The organism is Rheinheimera sp. ATLC3, from assembly GCF_059429535.1.
Genome location: NZ_CM182103.1, coordinates 3171281 through 3198095, shown reverse-complemented (window position 1 = coordinate 3198095; position 26815 = coordinate 3171281). Strand labels below are relative to the sequence as shown.

Genomic DNA, 26815 nt, shown 5'->3' with positions numbered 1-26815 from the left:
GACTAGACTTAACCCTGCAACCAATGCACCATCAAGATGCACATAGGCACCTAATTGGTGCAACTTCAAAATTAATAGCCCAATATACTTAGGTAAAGTACATATATTTCATGGTGTTAAAGCTTTGGCACATATCTGGCATTTATTGGAGCAACACCGCTAAATCAGTTCAAAACAGATTAATTGGAGGAATGCATGTCTGCATCATCTGTACTGAGTTTAATTAAAGAAAATGAAGTGAAGTTTGTAGATTTACGTTTTACTGATACCAAAGGTAAAGAGCAGCACGTGACAGTTCCTGCAAACCAGATTACCGAAGATTTCTTTGAAGACGGCAAAATGTTCGACGGTTCATCTATTCTGGGCTGGAAAGGCATTAATGACTCAGACATGATCCTGATGCCAGACGCCTCAACTGCCGTACTGGATCCTTTCTTTGAAGAAACAACGCTAAACATTACTTGTGATGTTATCGAACCAAGCACCATGCAAGGCTACGAGCGTGACCCACGTTCAATTGCAAAACGTGCAGAAGAATACCTTAAATCAACCGGTATTGCGGACACTGTTTTATTTGGCCCTGAACCAGAATTCTTCATGTTTGATGACATCCGGTTTGAAACAAACATGTCTGGTTCATTCTTCAAAATTAACTCAACAGAAGCAGCCTGGAACTCAGGCACCAGCTATGAAGATGGCAACAAAGGCCACCGCCCTGGCATCAAAGGCGGTTACTTCCCATTGCCACCAGTAGATTCAGGCCATGATATCCGTAGCGCCATGTGTATGGTGCTGGAAGAAATGGGTCAGACAGTTGAAGCGCACCACCATGAAGTAGCGACCGCTGGCCAGAATGAAATTGCAACTAAATTCAACAGCTTAACTAAAAAAGCGGACGAAGTTCAGCAGTTAAAATACGTTATCCATAACGTAGCTCATCTGTATGGCAAAACCGTTACCTTCATGCCAAAACCACTGGTTGGTGATAACGGTTCAGGTATGCACTGCCACCAGTCACTGGCAAAAGACGGCGTTAACCTGTTTGCAGGTGATAAATACGCAGGTTTGTCAGAACTGGCTCTGTACTATATTGGCGGTATCATTAAGCATGCAAAAGCCATCAATGCTTTTACCAACCCATCAACTAACTCGTACAAGCGTTTAGTGCCGCACTTTGAAGCACCGGTAATGCTGGCTTATTCTGCACGTAACCGTTCTGCTTCTATCCGTATTCCGTTGGTACCAAGTGCTAAAGCACGCCGCATTGAATGTCGCTTCCCGGATCCTGCAGCTAACCCTTACCTGGCATTCACTGCTCAGTTGATGGCGGGTTTAGACGGTATCCAGAACAAGATCCACCCAGGCGATGCAATGGATAAAGATCTTTACGACTTACCAGCTGAAGAAGCAGCGAATATTCCTCAGGTGTCTACTTCATTAGAAGAGTCACTGAATGAGCTGGATAAAAACCGTGCAATCTTCACCAAAGGCGGCGTAATGTCTGATGCGATGATCGATGCCTACATCGATATTAAACGTGCTGAAGCCCGCAAGGTTGCAGTTGCTGTTCATCCGCTTGAATTTGAACTGTACTACAGCGTGTAACAACAGTCTGATTGATAAAAGCTCACTTCGGTGAGCTTTTTTTTTTGTAGAAAAACAATACAAAGCAGGCTAGAGTAGCCATTTAGAACAACAGAATAATAATAAAATATAAATGGATTAATGCATGAATAAAGTGTTGTTTACCTTGCTAGTATTGTTTTCAGCCAACTTATTACAAGCGCAGGAAAGTAAGAAAGTTTTCGTCACCCGGGATGCAAACGGCGTTCTGGTGTTTTCTGACAGCCCACAACCCGGTGCAGAAGAAGTGAACCTGTCAAGCCGGGCCAATATCATGGAAGCAACAGATCCAACCCTTCCTTCCCGTAAACAGCCGGCGAAAGAGCCGTTCAAGGTTGAAATTGCACAACCCGAAGATCAGGGTACAGTACGTGACAACACTGGCTCAGTGTACGTATCTGGCAAAATCAGCCCAATGTTCGAACGTGGTTTGCGCGTACGTTTACTGTTAGATGGTAAACCCCAGGCAGAGCCGCAGAACAACGCAGTATTTATCTTGCGGGATATAGAACGTGGCGAACATAAACTGCAGATGGAGCTTTTTGACCAAAGCGGCAAGCTTATTGCAACAAGTCCTGTAACGACCTTCTATTTACATAGAGCTTCGGTAATTTCACCAAATTAGTGCATACGCTATGCAATTCAGTCTAAGCTGAATTACACTGTTTTAGCTTCGCACCAGTTTGGTGCAAAGGATAAAACAGTGGCCAATACCGTGATAAGCACAGAACAATTACATATCCATATCAGTGAACATTTAACGACTGCGGTCATGCTGCTCGATGCGCAGCTGACCGTACGCTATTTCAATACTGCCTGCTGTGCTGTGCTCGGACTAGGTGAAAAACGTCTTAGCGAGCAGTATTTTCCGGATCTGTTTTTGCACTGCGATATTACAGCGCAACACTTTACCAGCGCATTAAGCAGTAAGCAGGGGTTTGGCGTCAGCGATGTGCAGGCCGTACTGGCTGATGGCCGCCATTTGTTGCTGGATATCTCAGTAACACTGTGCGAAACACCGGTGGAACATCTGTTATTAGAGCTACGCCAGGTAGACCAGCAACGCAAGATAAGCCTTGAAAACTTGCAACAGCATCAGCACCTTGCGGCGCGTGAGTTGATACGGGGCCTGGCCCACGAAATAAAAAACCCACTGGGTGGCTTACGTGGCGCAGCCCAGCTGCTGGAAGAGTCTTTGCCGGAAGAACTGACCGAGTATACCCAGTTAATTATTGCCCAGGCGGACCGGCTGCGAAACCTGGTTGATCGCCTGCTCGGCCCCTACCGCCCGGCTCAGAGAACCCGCAGCAACCTACACCAGATGATAGAACAAGTGCGTCAACTGGCTATTATGGACAACGCCGGACAAGTGCAATTTTACCGGGACTACGATCCGAGCATTCCGGATTTTGCATTCGACCCTGAGCTGCTGGAGCAAGCGCTACTAAACATTGTTCGCAATGCCCAGCAAGCCCTGGATCACACTGAGAACCCAGTTATCAGCCTGCAGAGCAGAGTACTGCATCAGCATACGCTGCATGGTAAACGCTATAAACTGGTGGCACTGATCAGGGTAATCGACAATGGCCCCGGTATACCAACAGAGATAAAAGACACGCTGTTTTACCCGATGGTTAGTGGTAAAGCCGGCGGTACCGGTCTGGGGCTTTCCATTGCGCAAACCCTTATCCATCAACATGGTGGCTGGATAGACTGTGACAGTTGGCCTGGCCACACCGAATTTACTTTATACCTGCCTATTGCAGACACTGAGGATTGAACTGATGAGTCATACTGTCTGGATTATTGATGACGACAATTCCATCCGTTGGGTTCTGGAAAAAGCCCTGGCCCGGGCGGATATTTTATGCGAGAGCTATGCATCTGCAGATTTGATGCTGCAAAGGCTGGAATACGATCAACCTGCTGTGGTGGTATCCGATATCCGGATGCCGGGCACCGACGGCATGGCACTTTTGAGCAGACTGCAGGAGCTGGCGCCTGAGCTACCGGTCATCATCATGACAGCCCATTCCGATCTGGACAGCGCGGTAAATGCATTTAAGCGTGGCGCCTTTGAATATTTGCCCAAACCCTTTGATGTCAATGACGCAGTTGCATTGATTAGCCGGGCACTGGAACATGCGCTGGCAAGGCAACCCAAACATAAATCTGCTGCGCCGTCCCTGTCGCCGGAAATCATTGGCGAAGCGCCAGCGATGCAGGAAGTATTTCGCGCCATTGGCCGTCTGGCCCGCTCCAGTATCAGTGTACTGATAAATGGTCAATCCGGTACCGGTAAAGAGTTAGTCGCCGGCGCACTGCATAAGCACAGCCCTCGGGCAGAGCACCCTTTTATCGCTCTGAATATGGCTGCGATCCCTAAAGATCTGATTGAATCTGAATTGTTTGGCCATGAAAAAGGGGCTTTTACCGGTGCAAATAATCTGCGTAAAGGCAGGTTTGAACAAGCCGACGGCGGCACTTTATTTCTCGACGAAATAGGTGATATGCCGCTTGATGTACAGACTCGCTTATTGCGCGTGCTGGCCGATGGCCAGTTTTACCGGGTCGGCGGCCATCAGGCTATTGGCGTAGACGTAAGGATCATAGCTGCGACACACCAGAACCTGGAGCAACTGGTCAGTGAAGGTAAATTTCGTGAAGATTTGTTTCATCGCCTGAATGTTATCAGAGTACATTTGCCGCAATTGAAAGAACGCAAGCAAGATATACCGAAACTGGCGCAGCATTTTTTACAATTAGCGGCGAAAGAACTGAATGTAGAAGCAAAAATATTAACCAAAGAAGCCGAACAGTTCCTTACACAGCTTGACTGGCCAGGCAACGTACGCCAGTTGGAGAATACGTGCCGCTGGTTAACCGTAATGGCCAGCGGTAAACATATAGTCGTCACAGACTTACCCCCGGAGTTGACCACACCACCTAAAAGCAGTGCTTTGTCTATCAGCCAGAAAGATGGTAGCTGGCAGGATATGCTGGCGGGCTGGATCAGCCATAAACTTAACGCTGGCGAAGAAAATATTCTGGCAGAGGCAGGTCCGGAATTTGAGCGCACTGTATTGCAGCAGGCTTTGCATTTTACCCATGGCCATAAGCAGGAAGCCGCTAAGCGGCTTGGTTGGGGGCGTAATACCCTGACCCGTAAACTCAAAGAGTTAAATATAGAGTAGCGATAACGCCGCTACTCTATATTTGCCACCATGGCAATTAAGAAGACTGCCGCTGTAGTTTTTTCTGCTGCCATTGCTGATGTTTTTCAGCCAGTTGTTGGCGCTGCTCTTCTGTTAGCACCTGTAATACCTGGTGCTGCAGCTTCAACATCATCAACCTTTTTTCCAGGGCCTGCTGTTGCTGCTGTTCCAACAATTGTCGGGCGGCACTTTCGTCAAACTGCTCAGCCATTAATAAAGCCTGCATTTGCTGATGCGCTGAGCCATCCCGGCGCTTGCCTTTGGCTTCCTGGCGCTGTTGTTGCATTATCTGTTTAATCTGCTCACGCTGGCTGTCAGTCAAATCCAGCCCTGCCAGCATGCGCTTCATTGGCTGATGGTGTTCATAACGCGCACCATCGTGTCTGCCGGTTTTATGCTCGTGTGCCATCGCGTTGCCAGAAAGACTGCTCATTGTCATAACACTTATTGCGAAAATCAGTTTAGCTAATTTCATCGGATACTCTCCTGTTTTGAGACAGCCTAAGCTTAAAACAGCGAATGCAAAGCAACGCAAAGCCCGGGTAAAGATTCGGTAAAGGTGTATTGCACAGCACTGACATTAGGTAAACTCTGCTTAAAGAAGGAGTGTTTATGCCTGCAATTCTGATGATCGATGATGATACCGGCCTGTGTGAACTCGTTGCTGAGTATCTGGCGTTGGATGGCTATCAGTTCACTGCCGCTCATGATGGCAAACAGGGCTTGGCCATGGCGCAGTCGGGAGACTATCAGCTTATCCTGCTGGACATTATGTTACCGGGTATGGATGGCCTTTCAGTACTCAAAGAACTGCGCGGTGGCCGCTATTGCCCTGTTTTAATGCTGACAGCACGCGGCGATGATGTCGACCGCATAGTGGGGTTAGAGCTCGGCGCCGACGATTATCTGGCTAAACCTTTTAACCCACGCGAGCTGGTAGCCCGAATTAAAGCCATACTTCGCCGTGTTGAACTCACCAGAACTCCGCAAACCGGGCAAAACACAGTGCTGTTAGTAAACGGCCTTGAACTTAACCCGCATAACCGGCAACTGCACTGCAACGGTCAAGCCGTTAGCCTTACGGCTACCGAGTTTCAACTGCTTGAGCAATTAATGCGCCGCGCCGGTGAAGTCATCACCAAAGACGAGCTCAGCCGGGAAGTACTGGGAAAACGCTTGCAAATGTATGACCGCAGTCTGGATATGCATGTCAGTAATATCCGCAAGAAAATCGCACCTTACTGTGCCGATGACAAAATTCAAACATTGCGCGGCAGTGGTTATTTGTTTCTGACAGGTGAGATATGAGCTGGCTGAGCAGATTAAATCCGTTTCATTATCTGGCAGGCCGCATCTTTCTGTGGTTCTGGCTGGTATTACTGATTGCAGTGTTTGGCACACTGGCGTTGTCGCGCGCGCTGGTTGAGCAAACGGAGATCCGCCGGTTACCTCATAGTATTATCCAACAGTTGCAACAGCAAGTGGATCAATTTGCCAATAGTACAGACAGCCAGCAATTACTGGCCAGACTGCAGCAGGACAAACCGGGCCGCTGGTTATTGGTTAATGCCGACACCAATACGGTGCTGACCCCAGAGCTGCTGCCGCGTGATTTTGATCAGCACTGGTTGACCGAGTTGTCACAGCTATCACGCGCGCGCTGGTTAAAACACCATAATATGTCGCTGGCGGGGCCTTTTGTCTTACAACTGGGTAATGAAACTCTGGCGTTGTATCAAAAAAGACAGCGCCCGCCCCAGCCGTGGTGGCGGCTTAGTGAAATGCCACAGCATGTGCTGCTGGGTCTTACTTTACTTGTTTCTGCGATTGCCAGTTTTATACTGGCAGTGTCTATATCCCGCCCGCTGCGTGAACTGCTGCAGCGCAACCTGCAATTCGCCGACGGGCAATTACAAAGCCGGGTAACCCATCTGAGCCAACGCCAGGATGAACTTGGTCAGCTGGGACGCAGCTTCAATACCATGGCGGAGCGGATAAGTGCATTGCTGACCAATCAGCAGCGCCTGCTACGTGATATCTCGCACGAGCTTCGCTCGCCGCTGGCAAGGGCGCAGCTAGCGCTTGGCCTGGCCGAGCGGCAGCAAAACCTGGAGCAAGTGCCACGGTTAAAGCAGGAGCTGGACCGGCTGGATGCAATGCTGGATGAGCTTTTAACATTCAGTAAACTGGATGCAGGACAGTACCAACTGCACAAACAGCCCTTTGACCTGCCGGAGCTGTTAACCGACATCATTGAGGTAAACCAGGTTGAGGCAGATGCCAGACAGCAAACAATCAATCTGCATACTTCGTCAGGCATCCAGATATGCGCTGATAGCCGCTTGCTGGCCAGAGCGGTAGAAAACGTTTTACGCAATGCAATAAAATACAGCCCGGCAGCAAGCCTGATTAATATCAGTCTTTTCCAACAAGTGAACCAGTTAGTACTCACTATCAGGGACCAGGGCCCGGGTATTGCGCCTGAGCAACTGGAGGCGATCTTCGAACCTTTTTACCGGGTATCAAACAGCCGTAATAGCAATACCGGCGGAACAGGTCTTGGGCTTGCAATCGTTGCTCAGATAGTGCGCCAACACGGGGGGAAGGTTCGGGCAGAAAACAGCCCGGAAGGTGGACTTTGTATCACTGTGCACTTACCGGTAAACTAACTGCTTTATCGATAACAGCACAGAGTGTATTTTGGCCGCGACCACCGCCGACTATCCTAAAATAGAACCGCTTAACCAGGCTGCGGAGTTAGCAGCTAACTGGTTAACGCAGCTAAAGCCATTTTGGCAGAACATGCATTCAGGTGTGTTAACCAGCACTGATAATATTGCATTGCACTATGTATACCATAAGGTTGAAGGCGCCTCACATGCTGTAGTTATTAGTAGTGGCAGAGTTGAAATGGCCGTCAAATATGCTGAGCTGTGCTTTGAACTGGTACAGGCCGGTTATAGTGTATTCCTGCTGGATCATCGTGGCCAGGGGCTATCGCAGCGCGAGCTTACCAACCCCCACAAAGGCTATATCCTGGACTTCAGCTTATACGAACAGGACATAGCGCAGTTTGTGCAGCAAATTGTGCTACCAACCGGACATCAAAGCCACATTGCGCTGGGGCACTCTATGGGTTGCGCCATTCTTGCCGGTTATCTGCAAAAACCTAACCCTTTTAGAGCAGCTATTTTGGCGTCACCGATGTTCGGTATCTATACAGGATTGGTGCCTGCCAGAGTGGCAGAAGCAATAGCGCTGGGGTTTGGTGCAATCAATCAAAGGTTAAGCAAAACACCATGGTATTTCCCCGGGCAGGGAAACTACAAAGAGAAAGACTTCGTCAATAACCCTCTGACTAGCTGCATACAGCGCTACCAGTGGCTGAATCAGCTTTACCGCGAATACCCCGAGACTCAACTGGGTGGTGTCACTGCCTATTGGGTTAAGGCAGCCATTTATGCTATGCGCAAAGTGCAGCAAAACGCGGCCAAATGGCACACGCCGGTTTTGCTGTTACAGGCAGCAAGCGACAAAGTGGTCAGTAACCATGCGCAAAATAACTGGTATCAGCAACTCCCTGCTGCAGTGTTACATCATAAACTTGTGTTGCAAGGAGCCCGACATGAAATTTTTATGGAGCAAGATAGCATCAGACAACACGCTATCTTCGCCATGAATAATTTCCTTGCTCAGCTGCCGCCAGCCTAATGATTTGTTACACTTGCTGGCTGTCTGAACGGAGTAAACTATGCTGCATATCGTGCTATTTGAACCTGAAATCCCGCCCAATACCGGTAATATTATCCGTCTGTGTGCCAATACCGGCTACATGTTGCATCTAATCGAACCGTTAGGATTTGCCTGGGATGACAAGCGGATAAAGCGTGCCGGGCTGGACTATCATGAGTTCGCCCAGGTACAACGCCATGCCGGTTTCGCTGATTTTGTTTCTGCAGTCGCACCTGTAAGAATGTTTGCCTGCACGACAAAAGGGAAAACACGACACAGTGACGTTAATTACCAAAGTGGTGATGCCCTGATATTTGGGCCAGAAAGTCGCGGCTTACCTGCCGACGTACTACAGCAGTTACCAGCCGGGCATTGGCTGAGAATTCCAATGACAGCAAACAGCCGTTCAATGAACTTATCCAATGCTGTTGCTGTATTTGTTTATGAGTCCTGGCGTCAACTGGATTACAGCGGAGCAAGAAGCTAAAAAGTATACTCCCGGTTGCATAAAGGTTCTACATACAACTATATTTAACAGCGTCAAGCTTGATTACAAGGATGTTGATAATTATGCGCCCGTTAAGCTGGTTGCTGATGGCCGGGTCAATCCCTGCTGTACCGGTTTATGCCAGTACAGCAGATCTGATATGGACCTCTGGGATCCCTTTAGTTTGTTTACTGCTGTTAGTGATAGCATTAACAATATATAGCCGAAAACTGCAGCGCAATAATGCAATGTTGCTAAGCGAACAGCAAACTCTGCAACATTTTCTGCAGCAATCTGACGATGTGATCGCGATCCTAAACAGCGAACGCCAGGCTGTTTATCTGAATCCGCAGTTTTCCGATAAATTGACGGATATAAAACAGCTTCCCCTTTTCCTTGATAAGCAATGTACCCAGTTATTACTGCCGAAGCTGGAACTGACGCAGAACTGGCAGGGCGAAGCCTGGCTAAAAGCATCAGATGGGACCAGTATACCGTTATCACTTGCCATTACCCCACAGCAACAAGATGAACAAAGCTATTTACTGCTAGGCAGGGATATCAGTAAGTGGCAGTTACTGCAGCAACAAACCGAGCACGGCTCTATGCGTGATCAGCAAACCGGCTTGCAGAGCCAGGCTTTGCTAACTGAGCACCTGCAAACCTGCATAGATTTCAGTAATGAGCATCAACCGCGCTTTGCTCTGTTGCTGTTGAAGTTCAGTAAGTTATTAACCTCGCAAAGTGATAAACCGGCAGAGTCTTTGCACAACCTGCTCCAACCGCTGAGCGAACAGCTCAAACTGATGACTAACAATGGCTATATTCTGGGCCGCTGTGGTATTGATACTTTCGCCGTAATAGTGCCGCCGCATTTATGCAACCAACGCCAGCCAGAAATTAACCTGAACCGCCTTGGCTGCCAATTGTTATCACTGACAGACAGAGTCCCCTCTGCCGGTAACAAAAAGACTTTTCAAACCACTGTTGGCATCAGCATTTATCCCGCCGATGGTAAAAGCCCTGCCGAGCTGATGCTGGCTGCGCAAAACGCGCTTCAATATGCAGCGCGTATGGGCCACAACGGGTTACAATTTGCCGATGTCAGTATTCAGCAAAGAGCCCCCGAATACCTTGCTCTTGAAACAGAGTTGCAAAAGGCTCTGCTACAAGGTGAGTTTGACGTTTATTATCAGCCAAGAGTCAGCATCGCAAGCAATCGTGTTATCGGTTACGAAGCGCTGCTGCGCTGGCATAGCCCTAAGCGGGGCACTTTGATGCCACAGCATTTTATCAGCGTTGCAGATGACACCGGGCTTAGTGTTCAGTTAGACAAACTGGTATTTAAGAAGTGTTGTGACCAGTTACAGTATTGGCAGCAAACAGGAATGAACCGGGGCCGTATCTCATTAAATGTCGCCATTGAGAGTTTCAGACAGAACGACTTTGTCGAGCAGTTAGCTGAACAACTGACAAAGTCTGGTATTAACGCGGACCAGTTCGAACTGGAGTTACAAGAAGATATCCTGTTACAGGCAGACTCATCTACCGAGAAAAAACTGCTGCAACTTACGGCGTTAGGCTTTCATCTGACTCTGGATAATTTTGGTACAGGGGTGTCATCGTTGTCTGCATTACAGAGCTTTCCACTACATGGTCTGAAAATAGCACCTGCTTTCATCAAAGATATGGAACACAACGAACAACAGCGTAACATTACGGCCAGTCTGATCAGGCTGGCATCGTACTTACAACTGGATGTTATTGCATCAGGTATTGAAAACGAAATGCAGGCTTACTTACTTCATGTAATGGGGTGTGACATTCTGCAGGGGCACATGTTCAGCAAAGCGCTACCGGCCGCGGAAATTCCAGCACTTCTTGCCAGAGAAAACAAGCTATTACGCAAAGAGGTGGGCTAAATCAGCTCACCTCATCTCGTTTTTCACGGCCCAGCAGGTCTAAAGCTGCCAATTTAACGTCTTTCCCCTGATACAGAACCTGATAGATCTGTTCAGTTATTGGCATCTCAACACCGACACGTTGCGCCAGGTTATACACTTCTTTGGCGTTGCGATATCCTTCTACGACCTGCCCTATACTGTCCATTGCCGCGTCGACAGCTTTCCCCTGCCCCAACAGCAAACCAAAGCGCCGGTTGCGCGATTGGTTGTCAGTACACGTCAGCACAAGATCGCCAAGCCCCGCCATTCCCATGAAAGTGTCTTTTTTGGCACCCATTGCACAGCCAAGACGACACATCTCCGTCAACCCCCGGGTGATCAATGCCGTGCGCGCATTCGCTCCAAAGCCTATGCCATCGGCCATACCAGCACCTATAGCAATCACATTCTTGACCGCTCCGCCAAGCTGAACACCAATAAAGTCCGGGTTGGTATAGACGCGGAAGCTTTTGGCACAATGCAGCAAGTCTGACAATCTGTTAATAAACTCGGCGTCAGATGAAGAGAGTGAAATGGCGGTCGGCATGCCTACAGCCATTTCTTTGGCAAATGTAGGCCCGGAAAACACTGCCAGCGAGACATCATCACCGAGAATATCCCGGGCAACATCTTGCAACAAACGACCTGTTTCCGGCTCCAGACCTTTTGTAGCCCAGGCTAGACGGGCATCCGGTTGAAGCAAAGGCTTTATCTGCCGTAAGGTGTCGGCAAAGGCATGGCTAGGTACAACCAACAGAATATCTCTGCTACTTGCAACCGCTTCTGCCAGATCAGCCGTCACCTGTAAGGTGTCAGGCAAACGGATATCCGGCAAATATTTTTGGTTCAGGCGCTGCTGCGCCATTTGCGCCATGTCCTCTGCGTTACGGCCCCACAAACTGATAGTGTTGCCGTTTCGGGCCAGACAAATAGCAAGAGCGGTTCCGTAGGAGCCCGCCCCTAGCACAGCAATAGCAGAAGGCTGCATCGATTAAGCGTCTGCTTTCACGCCCTGAGCTTCAGCCTGACGCTTCTGCACATATTGGGCAAATAAGGCATCAAAGTTAACCGGTGCCAGATTCAGCTGTGGGAAAGTACCGCGGTTAACCAAATTAGACACTGCCTCACGAGCATACGGGAACAGTGTATTCGGGCAGAATGAGGCCAGCATGTGTGCCATCTGTGCATCTTCCATAGGACCGATAGAAAATATACCTGCCTGCTGCACTTCACATAAAAACGCTGTCTCACCTTCAACAGTGGTGGTGACTGTCAGAGATAGAATAACCTGATACACATTATCATCCAGCTTTTCGCTGCGGGTATCTAAATCAAGCTTAACTTCCGGCTTCCATTCTTTGCGGAAAATTGCCGGAGCATTTGGCGCTTCAAAAGAAATGTCTTTCACAAAAATACGCTGAATAGCGAAATGTAAGCCCTGCTCTTCTGTTGCAACGCCGTTTGCTTGTTGTTCGGCCATGATAATTCCTAATATTTAAAGGTTTAATAAAGGGTCAAGTTGTCCGCTTGCATCAAGTGCCAGCATATCGTCGCAGCCACCGATGTGGCGGGAATCAATAAATATCTGCGGAACCGTGCTCCGCCCGCCTGCGCGCTCAATCATTTCAGGACGCAACTCTGGCTTCTCGTCAATCCTGATTTCCTGATAGCTGACACCCTTGTTGTCCAATACAGACTTAGCGCGAACACAATAAGGACAATATGCTTTGGTGTAAATAGTCACTTGCGACATCATTACCTCCTGGTTTTAACGACAGGCAGACTGGCTCCGGTCCAGCTTGCCATACCGCCCTGAAGTACAGAAACCGAACTAAACCCCTGCTTTAATAAACTGGCTGCCGCTTTTTGCGCCGTCATACCAGCCTGACATACCACGATAATGGGTTCGGCTTTCAGCTTTTCAAGCCCTGATAGCTGCTGTTTTTCAATATCTGCCATTTGCACATGACGGGCACCGGTAATATGGCCCTTACTGAAATCAGCTTCTGTACGAATATCAACCACTGTTGCATTCTGCCGGTTAACCAGCATGGTCAGTTCAGTTGGCGTGATCTGCCGGATAGGCGAGAACTTTGATTTCACCCAGCTGGCGATTAACAGCACAAATAACACTACCCAAACGGCACTTAAAATAGGATGGTTTGTTGCAAACTCTATATACTGCTGCATATTCACTCTGCTTATCACTGATAAATTTCCGCGCTGAGTATACTGAGTTTCATAACAGAAAGCAGCCCTGTGCTTGGCAGCTATGAATATCAGGGCTGGAGAATTGCACAAATTTCGGTAAGATAGCTGCTTGCATTTTCCTCCTTCTCGCTTAAAACACGGAGCTCACATGACCAGTCGCAAAAAACCTTTGGTATTGTTAATTCTTGATGGCTGGGGCTACCGGGAAGAAAAAGATAATAATGCTATTGCTCAGGCCAATACGCCGGTAATGGACAGACTATGGCGCGACTATCCGCATACTCTGATCTCAGGCTCAGGCCTTGATGTGGGCTTGCCAGATGGCCAGATGGGCAATTCTGAGGTGGGTCATGTTAACCTGGGATCAGGGCGCATCGTATATCAGGATTTTACCCGTATCACCAAAGCGATCGATGACGGTGACTTCTTTACCAATCCTGTACTCGTCAATGCAGTAGATAAAGCCAAACAACAACAAAAAGCGGTACACATTATGGGCCTGTTGTCGCCAGGCGGTGTACATAGCCATGAAGACCATATATTGGCCATGATCAAACTGGCAGAGCAGCAAGGCGCCAGCCCTATATACCTGCACGCTTTCCTCGATGGACGCGATACACCACCGCGCAGCGCTAAAAATTCACTGGAAAAAATTCAGGCGCACTTTAAGCAAACAGGTAGCGGCCAGATAGCATCTGTTGTCGGCCGTTACTTTGCAATGGACAGGGACAAACGCTGGGATCGGGTGCAACAGGCATATGACTTACTAACTCAGGGTAAAGCTGAATTCCAGGCCCAAGATGCATTGCAGGCGCTGGAGATGGCGTATCAGCGCGATGAAAATGATGAGTTTGTTAAAGCAACTGCCATACTGTCTGAACACAACAAACCGGTGCAGATGCAAGATGGCGATGCGCTGATTTTTATGAACTTCCGTGCAGACAGAGCACGCCAGTTTAGCCGAGCTTTTGTTGACAGCGAGTTTAGTGGCTTTGCACGCCAGCATCGCCCGGCCCTTAGCAGCTTTGTCATGCTGACAGAATATGCGGCTGATATAAAAGCACCTTGTGCTTACCCGCCAGAGAGCCTGAACAACGTGTTGGGTGAATGGCTGGCAAAGCATCACAAAACACAATTGCGTATCTCTGAGACCGAGAAATATGCCCATGTCACCTTTTTCTTCAGTGGCGGTCGTGAAGAACTGTTTGATGGCGAGCAACGAATTTTAATTGACTCACCGAAGGTGGCTACCTACGACCTGCAGCCGGAAATGAGCTCAGCTGAGCTGACTGACAAGTTGGTTAACGCGATACAAAGCGCTGATTTTGATGTGATTATTTGTAACTACCCGAACGGTGACATGGTAGGTCACACCGGCGTGATGAGTGCCGCCATTAAAGCTGTCGAAGCCGTTGATCATTGTATTGGCCGTGTCATTGACGCGCTACAGCAAGTTGGTGGAGAGTGCCTAATCACGGCAGATCATGGTAACGCTGAGATGATGCTGGATACCGACTCCGGTCAGGCCCATACCGCCCATACCAGCGGGCCGGTTCCTTTGATATATGTTGGCCGGCAGGCCAGTGTTACCGAAGGCGGTGTGCTAAGTGATATTGCACCAACTATGCTTCACCTGATGGACATGCCTATCCCAACCGAGATGACCGGTAAAATTCTGATGCAGCCCAAATAACAATGCAGCTGTTGTCTCGTAAAAAACTGCAGCAGTCAGCGTTATGCTTGCTGCTGCTCTGTGTATCTTCCGCCTCTGCTCAGCAACAGCAGGAACAGGAACTGGCAGAGCTAAAACAACAAATCCAGCTGACAGAACAACAAGTTAAGCAACAGCAGCAGCAACTTGAGCAAGCAGAACAAAAACTGCAACGCTCTGACCGCGAACTGGCAGAAGCGTCAGCAGCAACCCGCGCCACTGAACAGGAAAGGCAACAGCTTGCAGCCAGAGAGCAGCAGTTATTGCAAGAGCAAACAACACTGGAACAAACGCTGCAACAGCAACAAAGTCTGCTGGCGTCACAACTGAAAAGCGCCTATAGCCTGGGGCAACACGATTACAGCAAAATGCTGCTGAATCAGCAAGATGCGGCAAAGCTGGAACGGGTGCTAAGTTATTATCAGTACTTCAACCGGGCCAGATTACGTCAGCTTGCGGCATTGAATCAAACCATTACCCAGTTACAACAAGTGCTGAGTGAGCTGACAGAAAAGCAGCAGCAACTGGCTGCGACTTTAAAAAAATTACAGCAGCAGCAGCAGTTGTTGGTTCAGGCAAAAGCCGAACAACAGCAAGCAGTAGCGCGGTTACAAGATACGTTAAAACAGCAAGGCCGTCAGCTCGACTACCTGCGCCAGAACGAAGCAAGTTTACAAACTACGCTAGATAACCTGCGAAAACTGGCCGAGCAAGCCCGTGAGCTGGGCGGCCTTGCTAAACAAAAAGGTCATTTGATTTGGCCTTTAAATGGCAGCCTGATGCAGCGTTTCGGACAAAGCCGCCAGGGTGGAATATCATCACGCGGCATCTTAATTCAGGGTAGTGAAGGCGACGCAGTAAAAGCTATTGCGGATGGCCAGGTTATTTATGCTGATTGGCTTAAGGGCTATGGCTGGGTTATTGTACTGGATCATGGTGCAGGTTTTATGAGCCTGTATGGACACAATCAAAACCTGCTTAAACAACCCGGAGCCCGTATCAACGCGGGGGAAACGATTGCATTGGCGGGTATGAGTGGCGGCCAGGCGTCCGCCGGGCTGTATTTTGAAATCAGAGAAAAAGGCGAAGCCGTTAACCCCATGCAGTGGTTAATGCAGAACAAACGCTAAAAAGCATATCGGACATAAACTGTTATGTTTATACTTTTAGCAACTGATTTACTCAGTGCTTAAGCGCTATAAAAGAGAATAATAAAAACGTGCGGATAATACTTATACTAAGTCTGCTGCTGACCAGCGTTAATTTGCTGGCCAGTGAGGACAAACCACGTATCGCTATCATTATTGATGATATTGGTTACCAGAAATCAGATCTGAAACTTATCGACTTACCTTTTGCACTAACTTTTGCCGTGCTGCCTCATACCCCTTATGGCAATCGCGCTGCACGTCATGCTTTTCAGTTGCAGCGCGATGTGATGTTACATATGCCAATGCAGGCCAGCAATGGTAAAGCACCAGGCCCAGGCGCTTTAACCGGTGATATGTCAAAACAACAGGTACAACTAACGTTGCAGCTTGCGTTGGCCGACATTCCTTATGCTATAGGTATCAATAACCATATGGGTAGCTTTTACACTGAGCAGGAAGAGCCCATGGCATGGACAATGGAATACCTGAGCAAAAGGCATTTGTTTTTTGTTGATAGCTTAACCACGGCGCATAGCAAAGCAGGCAAGTATGCCAGACAATTTGGTGTGACTAACTTGAGCCGCCAGGTATTTTTGGATAACGAACAAACGGAAGCGGCAATGAGCAAACAGCTCGACACCTTGCTACGCATTGCGCGAAAACGCAAAACCGCCATTGCCATAGCTCACCCCTACCCGGAAACCTATAAGTTTCTATATAAGTACCTGCCTAAGTTGCAGCAACAAGGTATCGCTCTAGTAGGTATCACTGAGCTGCTGCCACAAAACCATGATGTTGTAGCTGCAGGTTTTACCGCCCCGGCAGTGTCGGCTCCACAAGAATAAAACATGCAAAGCCACTGTGCCGGGCGAGTTGATGTGTTATGCAGAAGCCTGCTGTAAATACTTTAACAGCTCTGCTTGCGGCATAGGTTTAGCATACAGAAAGCCCTGCACTTCGTCGCAGCCCATGGCTTTCACAGCTAACTCCTGAGCTTCGTTTTCAACCCCTTCTGCTATGGTCGATAAATGCAGTCGTTTCCCGAGGTTGATGATAGTTTCTGCTATCACCTCACCCGCGGCTTTATCAATGTCACGTATAAATGCCCGATCGACTTTTATCCTGTCCAGCGGCAATTGCTGCAGATAACTCAGAGAGGAGAAGCCAATACCAAAATCATCGATAGCAACCTTAATACCAAAGCTTTTCAGCTTATGCAGGGCTTCGATAACTATCTTTGGCTCGTCCATTACAACAGATTCTGTAATTTCCAGCTCCAATAGTTGCGGGCTAATCTGATGTTGCCGCACACAATCAATCACTGATTGCACAAAGCCATGATTCCTGAACTGTGGCATAGACACGTTAACTGCCACCCTTAAACCACTGAAGCCCTGTTTCTCTAATTTTTTAATCTGCAAGCAGGCCTGCTCCAGCACCCAGCTGCCAATCTCAACAATCAGGCCGGAATATTCAGCCAAGGGTATAAAAACTGCAGGCGAGACAAACTGCCCGTTACCAAGTGGCCAGCGTAATAACGCTTCCATCCCGACAACGCGCTTGTCAGCCAGAGATATCTGGGGTTGATACCACAGCTCGAGGCGGTCATGAGAAAAGTCCTGTCGCAGCATGCGTAACATTGCAAGCCGCTCTGACATTTCATCTTCCATATCAGCTTTATAGTACTGGTAGTTCTGGCTTAGCTGCTTTTTCGCTTTATTAAGTGCGATATAAACATGTTTAAGAATCGTCAGCCCCTGCTCCGCTGTGTCAGTCAGGCGACACAGACCAAAGGTTGCATTCACCTGCAGCGCATGCTCAGAAGCATGAAAGGGCTCTTCAAACACAGCTTGTAAGCGCTCTGGCGTCAGCTCGCTCTCCGGCCCGACCAAGCCAAAAACGTCAGCGCCAATACGCCCCAGCTGCGCCGATATACCAAAATGTTCAATCAGGCGCATGGTGACAGCGATCAGCAGTTCATTGCCGACATCCTGCCCTAAGCCATCATTTACGTCAGAAAAGTGATCAATATCAATAAGTACCGCGACGTTATGCTCGGCTTCGTAGCGCCGCGTATCCTGTAAGATCTGGATGAATTCATTACGATTCGGCGTTTTGGTTAACGGATCTATATAGGCAGCATGCTTAAGCTGCTGAAATAACGTGACGTTTTCATATCCGATTGAGATATTGCTAAGAAATACTTCTATAAGTTGGCGGTCCAACGCTTCTATTGGTCGGTTTGTTTCTATGTACACCGCTGCGCTATGTGTGTCATTGCCCAGATACAGCACAGTATCCAAATCGGTAAACTGATGCTCTCTGGTATGCAAACACTGCGTGATCTGACTGACAATACGCTGATTGTCAAGTCGTTCTAACTGACATTTAATATAAGGTGCATAGTGCCCGGCCGCGCCAAGCACATAAATATTCTCACTGGTACTGCCATCGTCTTCTATCTGTGCACACAACACCCCTTCTGCATGCAACCCGATCAACGATGAGATTTGCGTAACAACGCCTTCTGAAAACTCATGCAAGGAGTGTTGTTCAAGCAAGTTCGCGCCGGCATTAATTATTTTCTGCAAACCTCGCCTGCTTTGATTGATGGTGCGGATTTGCTGATAAGAGCGTAAGGAGGCAATAATCGATGTGACCAGTTTACTGCGGGTCAGCTCAGTTTTAGTTTTGTAATCGTTGATGTCGTACTCTTTGATGACACTCTCTTCGGGAGCATATCCTGGTTGTCCTGTCCTCAGGACAATCCTCAGTTCATCCATACCGAGCTCATCACGGATCTGCTGCACTACTTTCAGTCCGGCGTCATCAGACTCCATCACAACATCAAGCAGAACTAAGGCTGTTTGTGGGTTTTGCCGCAAAAACTCTACCGCTTCTTTGCCTGAATATGCATGGTGGAATACTAATTGTTTCCCCATCACAGTCAGATCATTAAGCGCCAGCTTGGTTACGGTATGGATCTCTTCATCGTCATCAACGATAAGCAGGTGCCATTCTCCAAGCGTGTTTTCCTTAGCGGGTCCTACTGGCTCGTCTTCTGCTAAAAACAGAAAATCCTCATCTGTTTCCTTTGACACCATCGCTCAGCCTTATTAAATGTTTCCGTTTAAATATACATGCTTAATATGTATAAGAGTAAGTTATAACAGATTTTATTTTGCGCAAAGGTTATCGGCCGACTTGCCGCAAATTTTATCAGATGCCAAGATAACGGCATTCATTACAACTGGCAATGCACCCCATGACCAAGATTCACTCATTAAGTGGCCAGCAACGATTACTGCAACTTGCCAGAAATCAGTTTGGCTCCGGTGTCATGCCTGCTGACAATGCTCCCGCTAGCAATACCAATCAGCAGCAGGGTCACTTCGCAGACAAGCACCAACAGTTAGCCGCCCGCTCAGGTGCTGCATCAGGTCAAGCTGGATTAACGCTGGCTCAGCGGGCAGAACGACGTTTACAGATGCAGCGTGAACGTCAGCAACACAACCTTGAGCGGGTCATGGCGCTGGCACTTGAGTACTGCCCGGAGCACGTTTCTGCGCAGGATATTGATCCAGACTGGTTTCAACAGTTTTGTGAGCTAATTCTGGATATTTCCAATCACAGTATGCAACAACTGTGGGCAAAAATTTTGGCCGGTGAAATCGCCACGCCCGGAAAATTTTCTCTTAAAACGTTACACACACTAAAGCGTATGAGCTACAAAGAAGCAATGGCACTGCAGCAGGCGGCAAATTTGAGCTGCCGCCCGCGCCAGGACCCTACAGCAAGGATATACTTTGGCTACATCCACCGGCCTTCACTGTGGCGGGTCCTGACAGGCCGCAACAGGGCAGTGCTGAATCTAAGCCAGTTTGGGCTAAGTTACACTCAAATACTCAGCCTGGTAGACATTGGTTTGTTACATAGCTCAGAAATAGAAAGCGGAGAATTGCCGGCGGGTCACCAAATAAACTGGCAATATCAACAACTGAGTGTAAACGGAAGTATAACCAGCAAAAATGTTGTGCTGCAGTATTACAAGTACACAGCCAGCGGTGCTGAGTTGCTGCCTCTGCTCAGCACCCAGCCAAACCAGCAATATCTGGACGCACTGAAACTATTACTGGCTGATGTGATCAGCTTTGGCTGAAGAGCACCAGCGCAGAATGATATCCAGCTTAGCAGCTTCAAATGGTTTAAAGATGACGTCATTCATTCCTGCACTGAGGAAGCTACTGACTTCTTCATCAAGGGCATGCGCAGTAAACGCCAGAATAGGTATATGCTGATACTCCGTTAACTGACGTAATCTCCTGGCCACTTCAGTGCCTGCGATGTCAGGCAGCTGAATATCCAGTAAAACCACATCAAAAGTCTGCTGCTGGCACAACTTCAACGCTTCGACACCACAGGTTGCAGTATGCAATTTTACCGGCTGATCCTTTAGCAGTACCTGAATAAAAGCCAGGTTAGTTGCGTTATCATCAACAACCAGCAACTGCGGTAGTTCAGCCTGCGCCGGTGCCTCAGATAACATATCGTTCAGGCAAAAAGGCATTTCATGTACGGTATACTGGAGTGCCTCCTGCCACACCGCCTGCTGACTTTTTGCTGCATAACACAGCACCCTGCTTCGCGCCTTTAAGTGTTGTATTTCGCTGCACCAGCTAGCTAAATCTGCCGGCTCGGGTAACATCACTATCGCCACATCGTAGGCAAACTGCTTACTTTTTCTTGCCAGCTCGTTCAGATCTGAGCACTTAGCCAGGTAATCTGTCAGTGTGTTTAGCACCTGGCTACGCTCAGTCAAGCTATTTGACTGACTGTCAAATAGCAGTAGATGAGGCATCTTTCTGGGCGCCACAAGCGGCAAACACTCTGCCACAGGTAATGTCAGTGTTACGGTGCAGCCAAGCCCGTCGAGTGACTGTACAGTTAAAACGCCCTGCAAACAGCGTTTTAATACCAGCAGAATGCCAATATCACTCTCATGCCACTGTAATGTTCTGGTGTCGTCGCTGTTTAAAAGCTGCTTTACCCGAGGTGGAATGCCATCACCATTTCCTGTGACACTGATTTGAAGATTGGTCTCTGACGGACGTACATTCAACGCCAGTCGCAAGGTGAGTTCAGAGACAGCGCCCACCCGCCCGCCAACCTGCATTATTGTGTGCAATAATAACGACAGTTGCTGCGCTGGCAAACAAACCTCATGGCAGATATTATCGCCGCCCTCAAACACCTGCAATTCAATATCTTTGTTTTTAAAATACTGCCGTATCTGTGGAAGCTGTTCTGAAAACCACTGGGTTAAATTAAGCGAAGCTGGCACATCGTCAGCGCCACCAAGCTCCAGCTTCAGCAACGCTATCTGAGCCTCCATCGCAGATAAAAATTCGGTTTCTTCAAGCTCTGTCTGCTGCTGTTGCATCTGATGTAAATTAGTCAGGCGGCTTTGTACCAGTTGGGCGAACTGCGTGTGGCGTAACTCAGACTTATTGTACTGTTGCTGCAATTCCGACAACTGCTGTAATTGCTGTGCTGTCTTCTGCTGCATTTGCTGTAGCTCTGTTCCGAGCTGGTTGGCATTTTCTGTCAAATAGTGTGTAAGTTCATTCAATGCCGCTTTAAGAGGCTGCAGCTCTGGCACCAGCTCTTCGGTAATACTGACATTTAACTGACCATGACGTAGCTGATTCAGCTTATGTGTCAGCAAGCTGACATCTGTATGCTGCCGCTGTGCAACATGCTGTAGATTATTATGCAATATCATCAGCACAACAATACCAATCAGCCCCACTATTACTGCGGGTAAAAACCATTCACTGATACCATTAACAGGCGTGAACAGCAGCGCCATGTAATATTGCTGTTCCGCCGCAACTTGCATGCTGCTATCAGCAGTTAACGGCTGATATACCAATATCCCGTCAGTCTGCACTTGTGCGGTGTAACTGGTTACCGCGTTCTCCGGCTTGCCTTCAGCTACCAGCTCTGCCGCGCCGGCAACAACCAACAAGCGGTGTTGTTGGGAATAAACCGCTATAGCAGCTAAAGGCACTACGCTGGTTAAGCGTATGTTGTTTAGCTGTGCTTTTAAAACGTCGGTATCTTTATCTTTTAGTATAGGCCGAACGCTAAATTGCAACATGGTTGCGGTCTGTTCAATCTGAATACGTTGCTGTGCTTTTGACTCAAGGTGGAACCAAATAGCACTGAACGCCATCATCACTATCACTGCTATCAGCCATGGCAACGTTAACTGCCTGAAATAGTTTGTCAAAAGCGAGCCCAGACTGATTTAAAGGTACGGTAACTATAAAGCTATTCTATCCGGCTAACAAGGATACAACAGAGGAATAACATTAATGGCGATGCCAGCAACGGCATCGCAAGACAACATTAAAAATGGACTTCGACGCCGGCAAAAAGGCCTTTGAAACTAAGATCGGTATACACGTTGTCAACATCATCCATTTGCAAGTCTACCTGGCGGTACCCTAGTTTCAGTGTCATATCGACTGCCAGATTGTCCAGCAGTGCATATGCAATACCCGCCTGAGCATCATATAACTGACTACCGTCATAAGAAACAAAGCTACCCTGAGCAAATACATCAAAGCCAGTAAGTGGTAACCCGACTCGTACAGCGCCATACAACATAGGTACCCACTGAGAAAAGTCGTGCTGAACAGCAATACCATCGGCGATAGCCGCCTCTGACACCGCTATACTACCGTCCAGATATTTGCCATTGATGCCAAGATCCACGCTAAATAATTCATTGTCCAGAACTTCGTAATACAGAACATAGTCAGTGCTGGTAATATCGGTCTGATTCTGCACCTGAGTGCCATTTGTAAAAACACTGCCATCAAAACTAAAGTCATCGCCTAGCAAAGTACTACCCGATGACTCCAGCTTATTACGCTGTATGCGAATATTCGGGATTAGTGGTAACGGATGCTCCAACGCCACGTAATATGACGTCTGCGTTTTATCATCAAAATTGAATGCCTGCAGCTGATCAGTATTAGCAAAACTTCCGTCGACGGAGGTGCGCCAACCATCTGCACCTAAATAGAGGCCAAGCAAAGTATCAGCTTGAGCTGCGCTACTTAATATTGCGCAGCTTAGCGATAACAACAATGCTGTTTTTTTCATGCGTTTTACCCTTGAGTTAATAATTCTGACAGATCTATCAATGCTGCGTTTGCCCGCGAAATATAATTTGCCATAACCAGACTATGATTCGCCATTAAACCAAACCCACTGCCATTGAGCACCATAGGGCTCCAGACGGCCTGCTGCGTTGCTTCCAGTTCGCGGATGATTTGCCGCAAACTAATCATCGCATTTTTTCGTTTCAACACATCGGCGAAGTCAGCCTCAACTGCTTTGAGAAAATGCAGTAATGCCCAACTGGCACCTCTTGCCTCGTAAAATTCATCATCAAGCTTCCACCAGCTGGTTTTTATCACTTTACTGCCAGGCGAATCAGTTGACTGCCGGGCGGAAGCATCACCTGCCAGGTCAGTGTTTACCCTATCCTGTCCCACACTGGCACTTAAACGCTGCGAATAACTGCCCAGCCTTTTTTCTACAGCCTTGAGCCAGTCCCTCAGGTTATCTGCTCTGGCATAAAACTGGCTGTCAGGTTTTGCCGGGTCCATAAGTTCAGCACGGTACAGATATAACTGTGCTATCGCTTTACGGTATTCAGATTCGGCGCTAGGGATTGCCCAGCTACGATGGTCAATGTTGAACATCGGCTGGGCAACTTTCAGATAAGTGTTTTCGGTAGACTGAGACTGCGATCGGCTAAAGTCTTTGCGAAGTGCCAGCGCTAAATCACGTGACATTTCCAGCACCCCCAACTCCCATGCCGGCATGTTATCCAGCATCACAAAGGGGGGCATAATATCATTGGCTAAATAACCGCCGCTTTTGTCCAGCAAGGTTTCACTTACCCGGATTAATGCCGTCGTTGTACTGTAACCGACGATAGCGGCATCTCCAAGCTGCTGCCGGCTCTGTTTTATCTCGGCGACCAGCAGATCGGGCTCACGGCTAACCCACCAGCCCGTCAGATACATAACAAATAGCACCAGGCCCAATAATGAGCTAATCCACTTTGTATTTAACATCTTTGCCCCTTAGCGTTTTGGCATCGCCACGACAGGCAGTGATGCTGCCAGCTGCTGCCCATCAGCAAAGTGTAATATCAGCTCTACCGATTGACCAACCTGAAGCGCTGTTGTCGGTTCAAACAGCATCAAATGTAAACCACCCGGGGCAAGCTCAGTGCTTTCTCCTGGTGCGATAACGATTTGCTCGATTTGCTCCATCCGCATCATGCCATCCTTATGGCTATGCTGATGTAATTCAATACGCTTAAACACATCGCTACTTACCGCCGTCAGTACCATTTGCTGCTCAGAACTGTTTTTTAGCGTGAAATACCCCGCGCTGACAGAGCGTCCGGGCATTGGCAAACGGATTTGCCCATTATCCAAGGTTACTACAGCCTGAGCTGCAAATAGCTGCGCACTTAGCAGCATTAAAGCAGTAAAAAACCATTTCATTCTGTTTCTCCTTTAAAGTCACAGCGTTATCTTACACCAGTTTCATCTGGTTCACAGCCTGTAACTTTACAGGTGTCAGCTTAACGATCTGGCAGAACGGCAGCCGCAACCAAGTAGGCGACTATCACCGCCAACGGAAACATCAGTAGCAAAATCACTGCCAGTAAACGAACCAGCCAACGTGGCTGCTGATAGTAACCGGCAAGACCTGCACATACCCCAGAGATTTTGCGGTATGCCCGTGCACAGTACCAACGATCGGTGTCATAAGTGGCCATAAATCTAATCTCCTGCTCTGTTGTCATGTTTACAAACGTATTGCTTTACTATCAGTATCAGCATACTGAATACTGAAAATGCCAAAATTTCGCTACCTACCCAGCTCATAAAAACTTTTCCCCGTTTTATGTCTGAAACGTTATTTCTGCCACATTGCCACCCGCGGGCTGAGGCATTGCCATATCAACATCACTGGCACCATACTCAGTACCGGGCTCAGATACGCCAGCAACAACCAGGCTGAAGACACAAACATCATTTACTCCGCCTCGCGAACAAGCTGTGAGGTTGGCCGAAATGCTATTAAAGCTGCAACATCCTGCTGCGCAGTCTGTTTGGCAATCAGGTCAATGACGGTTTTCTGCAACGCCTCTCTGGCATGTATTTGATTGAGTTCAGCTAAAACAGCCAACTGGGTTTGCGCATCTGAGCGTAGTTGTGCGGCTAATTCATCTGCGTTAACAGCGGTGGTATGTAAACCGGCAATCAGGCCAGCAGTTACAACAAATGCAGTAAGTGTTTTCATGATCATATCCTTGAAGTTAGTTAGTCTGTACTACAACGTCGCTAAACCTATTACAAGTGCTATGCCATTTAGAATCAAAAGCGTATGGTGTTGATAAATATAAAAAAATCAAAAAAAGGCGAACACAGTTAACCGTGTTCGCCCTTACAAAAACTAAAAAATAGTGAAATTAACTAATCAAATGGTCAATTTATCAACTGGCTGAATATTTGCCATTGCCTGCAACAGTAGTTCAGGTTTAGCATCAGGTAAGTGGCCTTGCTCGCTGAGCAGACGCCGCCATTGCCGGGCACCGGGCATCCCCTGAAATAGACCAAGCATGTGACGTACGATATGCCATAACCGCGTGCCCTGCGTCATCTGCCGTTCAATGTACGGCAGCATTTCGGTTACCACCTGCTGAGCCGTACGTGATACTGTTGTTTGCGCATAAATTAAATGATCAACTTCGCTTAACAGCATGGGATTGCTATATGCTTCACGCCCAACCATCACGCCATCCAAATAATTTAATTGCTCTTTTGCCTGCTGCAGGCTTTTAACACCACCGTTTAAACTAATATCCAGTTGTGGAAATTCACGTTTTAGCTGGTGTACCCGCTGATAGTTAAGCGGCGGCACTTCCCGGTTTTCTTTTGGGCTCAACCCTTTTAACCAGGCTTTGCGGGCATGCACAATCAACTGTGTACAACCGGCATCCGCTACGGCCTGCACAAAGTCCTGTAAAAATTGGTAATCATCAGAGTCGTCAATACCAATACGGGTTTTCACCGTAACAGGAATACTGACTGCATCTTGCATCGCTTTAATGCAGTCGGCTACCAGCGCAGGCTGGGCCATCAGGCAAGCGCCAAACATACCGTTTTGTACCCTATCTGACGGGCAGCCAACATTAATATTGACTGCATCGTAACCACGTTGCTCTGCCAGTTTGGCGCATTGCGCCATTTGCAGAGGATCAGAGCCTCCCAACTGCAGTACAACGGGATGCTCTTCCTGATTAAAATCAAGATAATCGCCACTGCCGTGCAAGATCGCACCGGTTGTGACCATCTCGGTATAGAGCACTGCATGCTGAGTCAGCAAGCGATGGAAATAACGGCAGTGCTTGTCAGTCCAATCCAGCATCGGCGCAATCGAAAATTTGTGGTCCAGCACTGTATTATTCAAATCTATTATTACCTTTAGCATCTAACGGCATCTGAGCTCAGCCCCTACCGTCCATGATATACAACGTCGACTTACCAAGTCGGCATTATATCAGCTTATTCAGTATGATCAGGCTCATTGCATATTGTTTTAATGTTATATAAGAAATCTCTGCTTTAATTAGTGCCAGACAA

General features: G+C 48.0%; 26 protein-coding genes. 13 read left to right on the top strand and 13 right to left on the bottom strand.

The window, feature by feature from the left end:
• The first annotated feature begins 195 nt into the window (after positions 1 to 195).
• The 4 genes from glnA (at position 196) to glnG (ending at position 4817) form a co-directional block, all read left to right on the top strand.
• Positions 196 to 1605: a glutamate--ammonia ligase gene (gene glnA / locus AC5SV9_RS14775; protein ID WP_475151067.1), complete on the top strand. Its 1410-nt coding sequence runs from the start codon at positions 196 to 198 to the stop codon at positions 1603 to 1605.
• Positions 1606 to 1729: 124 nt separating this feature from the next.
• Complete coding sequence (locus AC5SV9_RS14770) at positions 1730 to 2248, top strand: DUF4124 domain-containing protein (protein ID WP_475151070.1); 519 nt, start codon at positions 1730 to 1732, stop codon at positions 2246 to 2248.
• A 78-nt stretch (positions 2249 to 2326) separates the two neighbouring features.
• Positions 2327 to 3403 (top strand): nitrogen regulation protein NR(II), encoded by a 1077-nt coding sequence (gene glnL, locus AC5SV9_RS14765; protein ID WP_475151072.1) that lies wholly within the window; start codon positions 2327 to 2329, stop codon positions 3401 to 3403.
• Between the two features lie 4 nt (positions 3404 to 3407).
• Positions 3408 to 4817, top strand: coding sequence for a nitrogen regulation protein NR(I) (glnG, locus tag AC5SV9_RS14760; protein WP_475151073.1), 1410 nt, complete (start codon positions 3408 to 3410; stop codon positions 4815 to 4817).
• Between the two features lie 37 nt (positions 4818 to 4854).
• Here glnG and AC5SV9_RS14755 read toward each other — a convergent pair whose 3' ends face one another.
• Complete coding sequence (locus AC5SV9_RS14755) at positions 4855 to 5313, bottom strand: Spy/CpxP family protein refolding chaperone (protein WP_475151075.1); 459 nt, start codon at positions 5311 to 5313, stop codon at positions 4855 to 4857.
• A gap of 137 nt (positions 5314 to 5450) precedes the next feature.
• On the opposite strand from AC5SV9_RS14755, the gene AC5SV9_RS14750 reads away from it, so the two are divergent.
• The 5 genes from AC5SV9_RS14750 (at position 5451) to AC5SV9_RS14730 (ending at position 10979) form a co-directional block, all read left to right on the top strand.
• The gene (locus AC5SV9_RS14750; protein WP_475151077.1) at positions 5451 to 6146 is read left to right on the top strand and encodes a response regulator transcription factor; all 696 of its coding nucleotides are present in this window, start codon (positions 5451 to 5453) and stop codon (positions 6144 to 6146) included.
• Positions 6143 to 7507: an ATP-binding protein gene (locus AC5SV9_RS14745; RefSeq protein WP_475151080.1), complete on the top strand. Its 1365-nt coding sequence runs from the start codon at positions 6143 to 6145 to the stop codon at positions 7505 to 7507. The genes AC5SV9_RS14750 and AC5SV9_RS14745 overlap by 4 nt, the downstream gene beginning before the upstream one ends.
• A 31-nt stretch (positions 7508 to 7538) precedes the next feature.
• Positions 7539 to 8549 (top strand): alpha/beta fold hydrolase, encoded by a 1011-nt coding sequence (locus AC5SV9_RS14740; RefSeq protein ID WP_475151082.1) that lies wholly within the window; start codon positions 7539 to 7541, stop codon positions 8547 to 8549.
• Positions 8550 to 8589: 40 nt separating this feature from the next.
• On the top strand, positions 8590 to 9057 hold the full coding sequence (gene trmL, locus AC5SV9_RS14735) for a tRNA (uridine(34)/cytosine(34)/5-carboxymethylaminomethyluridine(34)-2'-O)-methyltransferase TrmL (protein WP_475151085.1): 468 nt from the start codon (positions 8590 to 8592) through the stop codon (positions 9055 to 9057).
• An 83-nt stretch (positions 9058 to 9140) separates the two neighbouring features.
• Positions 9141 to 10979 carry a putative bifunctional diguanylate cyclase/phosphodiesterase gene (locus tag AC5SV9_RS14730; protein ID WP_475151086.1) on the top strand — a complete coding sequence of 613 codons (1839 nt, stop codon included), beginning with the start codon at positions 9141 to 9143 and terminating at the stop codon, positions 10977 to 10979.
• 1 nt (position 10980) lies between these two features.
• On the opposite strand, the gene gpsA is transcribed toward AC5SV9_RS14730, so the two are convergent.
• Genes gpsA through AC5SV9_RS14710 form a run of 4 tightly spaced genes read right to left on the bottom strand, consistent with a single transcriptional unit; the run spans position 10981 to position 13190 of the window.
• The gene (gene gpsA / locus AC5SV9_RS14725; RefSeq protein WP_475151088.1) at positions 10981 to 11988 is read right to left on the bottom strand and encodes an NAD(P)H-dependent glycerol-3-phosphate dehydrogenase; all 1008 of its coding nucleotides are present in this window, start codon (positions 11986 to 11988) and stop codon (positions 10981 to 10983) included.
• A 3-nt stretch (positions 11989 to 11991) separates the two neighbouring features.
• Positions 11992 to 12480 carry a protein-export chaperone SecB gene (gene secB, locus AC5SV9_RS14720; RefSeq protein ID WP_475151089.1) on the bottom strand — a complete coding sequence of 163 codons (489 nt, stop codon included), beginning with the start codon at positions 12478 to 12480 and terminating at the stop codon, positions 11992 to 11994.
• Positions 12481 to 12495: 15 nt separating this feature from the next.
• Entirely contained in the window at positions 12496 to 12756 is a 261-nt protein-coding gene (grxC, locus tag AC5SV9_RS14715; protein WP_431607541.1) for a glutaredoxin 3, read from the bottom strand.
• Entirely contained in the window at positions 12756 to 13190 is a 435-nt protein-coding gene (locus AC5SV9_RS14710) for a rhodanese-like domain-containing protein (protein WP_226767264.1), read from the bottom strand. The genes grxC and AC5SV9_RS14710 overlap by 1 nt, the downstream gene beginning before the upstream one ends.
• A gap of 169 nt (positions 13191 to 13359) precedes the next feature.
• Here AC5SV9_RS14710 and gpmM point away from each other — a divergent pair, with 169 nt between their 5' ends.
• The 3 genes from gpmM to AC5SV9_RS14695 all read left to right on the top strand — a co-directional run bounded on the left by gpmM (position 13360) and on the right by AC5SV9_RS14695 (position 16918).
• On the top strand, positions 13360 to 14904 hold the full coding sequence (gene gpmM / locus AC5SV9_RS14705; RefSeq protein WP_475151091.1) for a 2,3-bisphosphoglycerate-independent phosphoglycerate mutase: 1545 nt from the start codon (positions 13360 to 13362) through the stop codon (positions 14902 to 14904).
• Between the two features lie 2 nt (positions 14905 to 14906).
• Positions 14907 to 16052: a murein hydrolase activator EnvC family protein gene (locus AC5SV9_RS14700; protein ID WP_475151093.1), complete on the top strand. Its 1146-nt coding sequence runs from the start codon at positions 14907 to 14909 to the stop codon at positions 16050 to 16052.
• An 89-nt stretch (positions 16053 to 16141) separates the two neighbouring features.
• Complete coding sequence (locus AC5SV9_RS14695) at positions 16142 to 16918, top strand: divergent polysaccharide deacetylase family protein (RefSeq protein ID WP_230818653.1); 777 nt, start codon at positions 16142 to 16144, stop codon at positions 16916 to 16918.
• 36 nt (positions 16919 to 16954) lie between these two features.
• Here AC5SV9_RS14695 and AC5SV9_RS14690 read toward each other — a convergent pair whose 3' ends face one another.
• Positions 16955 to 19177: a two-component system response regulator gene (locus AC5SV9_RS14690; protein ID WP_475151097.1), complete on the bottom strand. Its 2223-nt coding sequence runs from the start codon at positions 19175 to 19177 to the stop codon at positions 16955 to 16957.
• A gap of 161 nt (positions 19178 to 19338) precedes the next feature.
• Between AC5SV9_RS14690 and AC5SV9_RS14685 the strand changes: the two genes are divergently transcribed.
• Entirely contained in the window at positions 19339 to 20232 is an 894-nt protein-coding gene (locus AC5SV9_RS14685) for a TIGR03899 family protein (protein ID WP_475151098.1), read from the top strand.
• On the opposite strand, the gene AC5SV9_RS14680 is transcribed toward AC5SV9_RS14685, so the two are convergent.
• The 7 genes from AC5SV9_RS14680 to dusA all read right to left on the bottom strand — a co-directional run bounded on the left by AC5SV9_RS14680 (position 20203) and on the right by dusA (position 26663).
• Entirely contained in the window at positions 20203 to 22365 is a 2163-nt protein-coding gene (locus AC5SV9_RS14680) for a response regulator (RefSeq protein ID WP_495473519.1), read from the bottom strand. The genes AC5SV9_RS14685 and AC5SV9_RS14680 overlap by 30 nt on opposite strands.
• 119 nt (positions 22366 to 22484) lie before the next feature.
• The gene (locus AC5SV9_RS14675; protein WP_475151102.1) at positions 22485 to 23246 is read right to left on the bottom strand and encodes a TIGR04219 family outer membrane beta-barrel protein; all 762 of its coding nucleotides are present in this window, start codon (positions 23244 to 23246) and stop codon (positions 22485 to 22487) included.
• A 5-nt stretch (positions 23247 to 23251) separates the two neighbouring features.
• Positions 23252 to 24229, bottom strand: coding sequence for a DUF2333 family protein (locus tag AC5SV9_RS14670; protein ID WP_475151105.1), 978 nt, complete (start codon positions 24227 to 24229; stop codon positions 23252 to 23254).
• Positions 24230 to 24238: 9 nt separating this feature from the next.
• On the bottom strand, positions 24239 to 24667 hold the full coding sequence (locus AC5SV9_RS14665; RefSeq protein WP_475151107.1) for a copper chaperone PCu(A)C: 429 nt from the start codon (positions 24665 to 24667) through the stop codon (positions 24239 to 24241).
• An 80-nt stretch (positions 24668 to 24747) separates the two neighbouring features.
• The gene (locus AC5SV9_RS14660) at positions 24748 to 24945 is read right to left on the bottom strand and encodes a PspC domain-containing protein (protein WP_134051977.1); all 198 of its coding nucleotides are present in this window, start codon (positions 24943 to 24945) and stop codon (positions 24748 to 24750) included.
• Between the two features lie 260 nt (positions 24946 to 25205).
• Entirely contained in the window at positions 25206 to 25472 is a 267-nt protein-coding gene (locus tag AC5SV9_RS14655; RefSeq protein WP_475151110.1) for a hypothetical protein, read from the bottom strand.
• Between the two features lie 177 nt (positions 25473 to 25649).
• Entirely contained in the window at positions 25650 to 26663 is a 1014-nt protein-coding gene (gene dusA / locus AC5SV9_RS14650; RefSeq protein WP_495473518.1) for a tRNA dihydrouridine(20/20a) synthase DusA, read from the bottom strand.
• Positions 26664 to 26815: the final 152 nt, after the last annotated feature.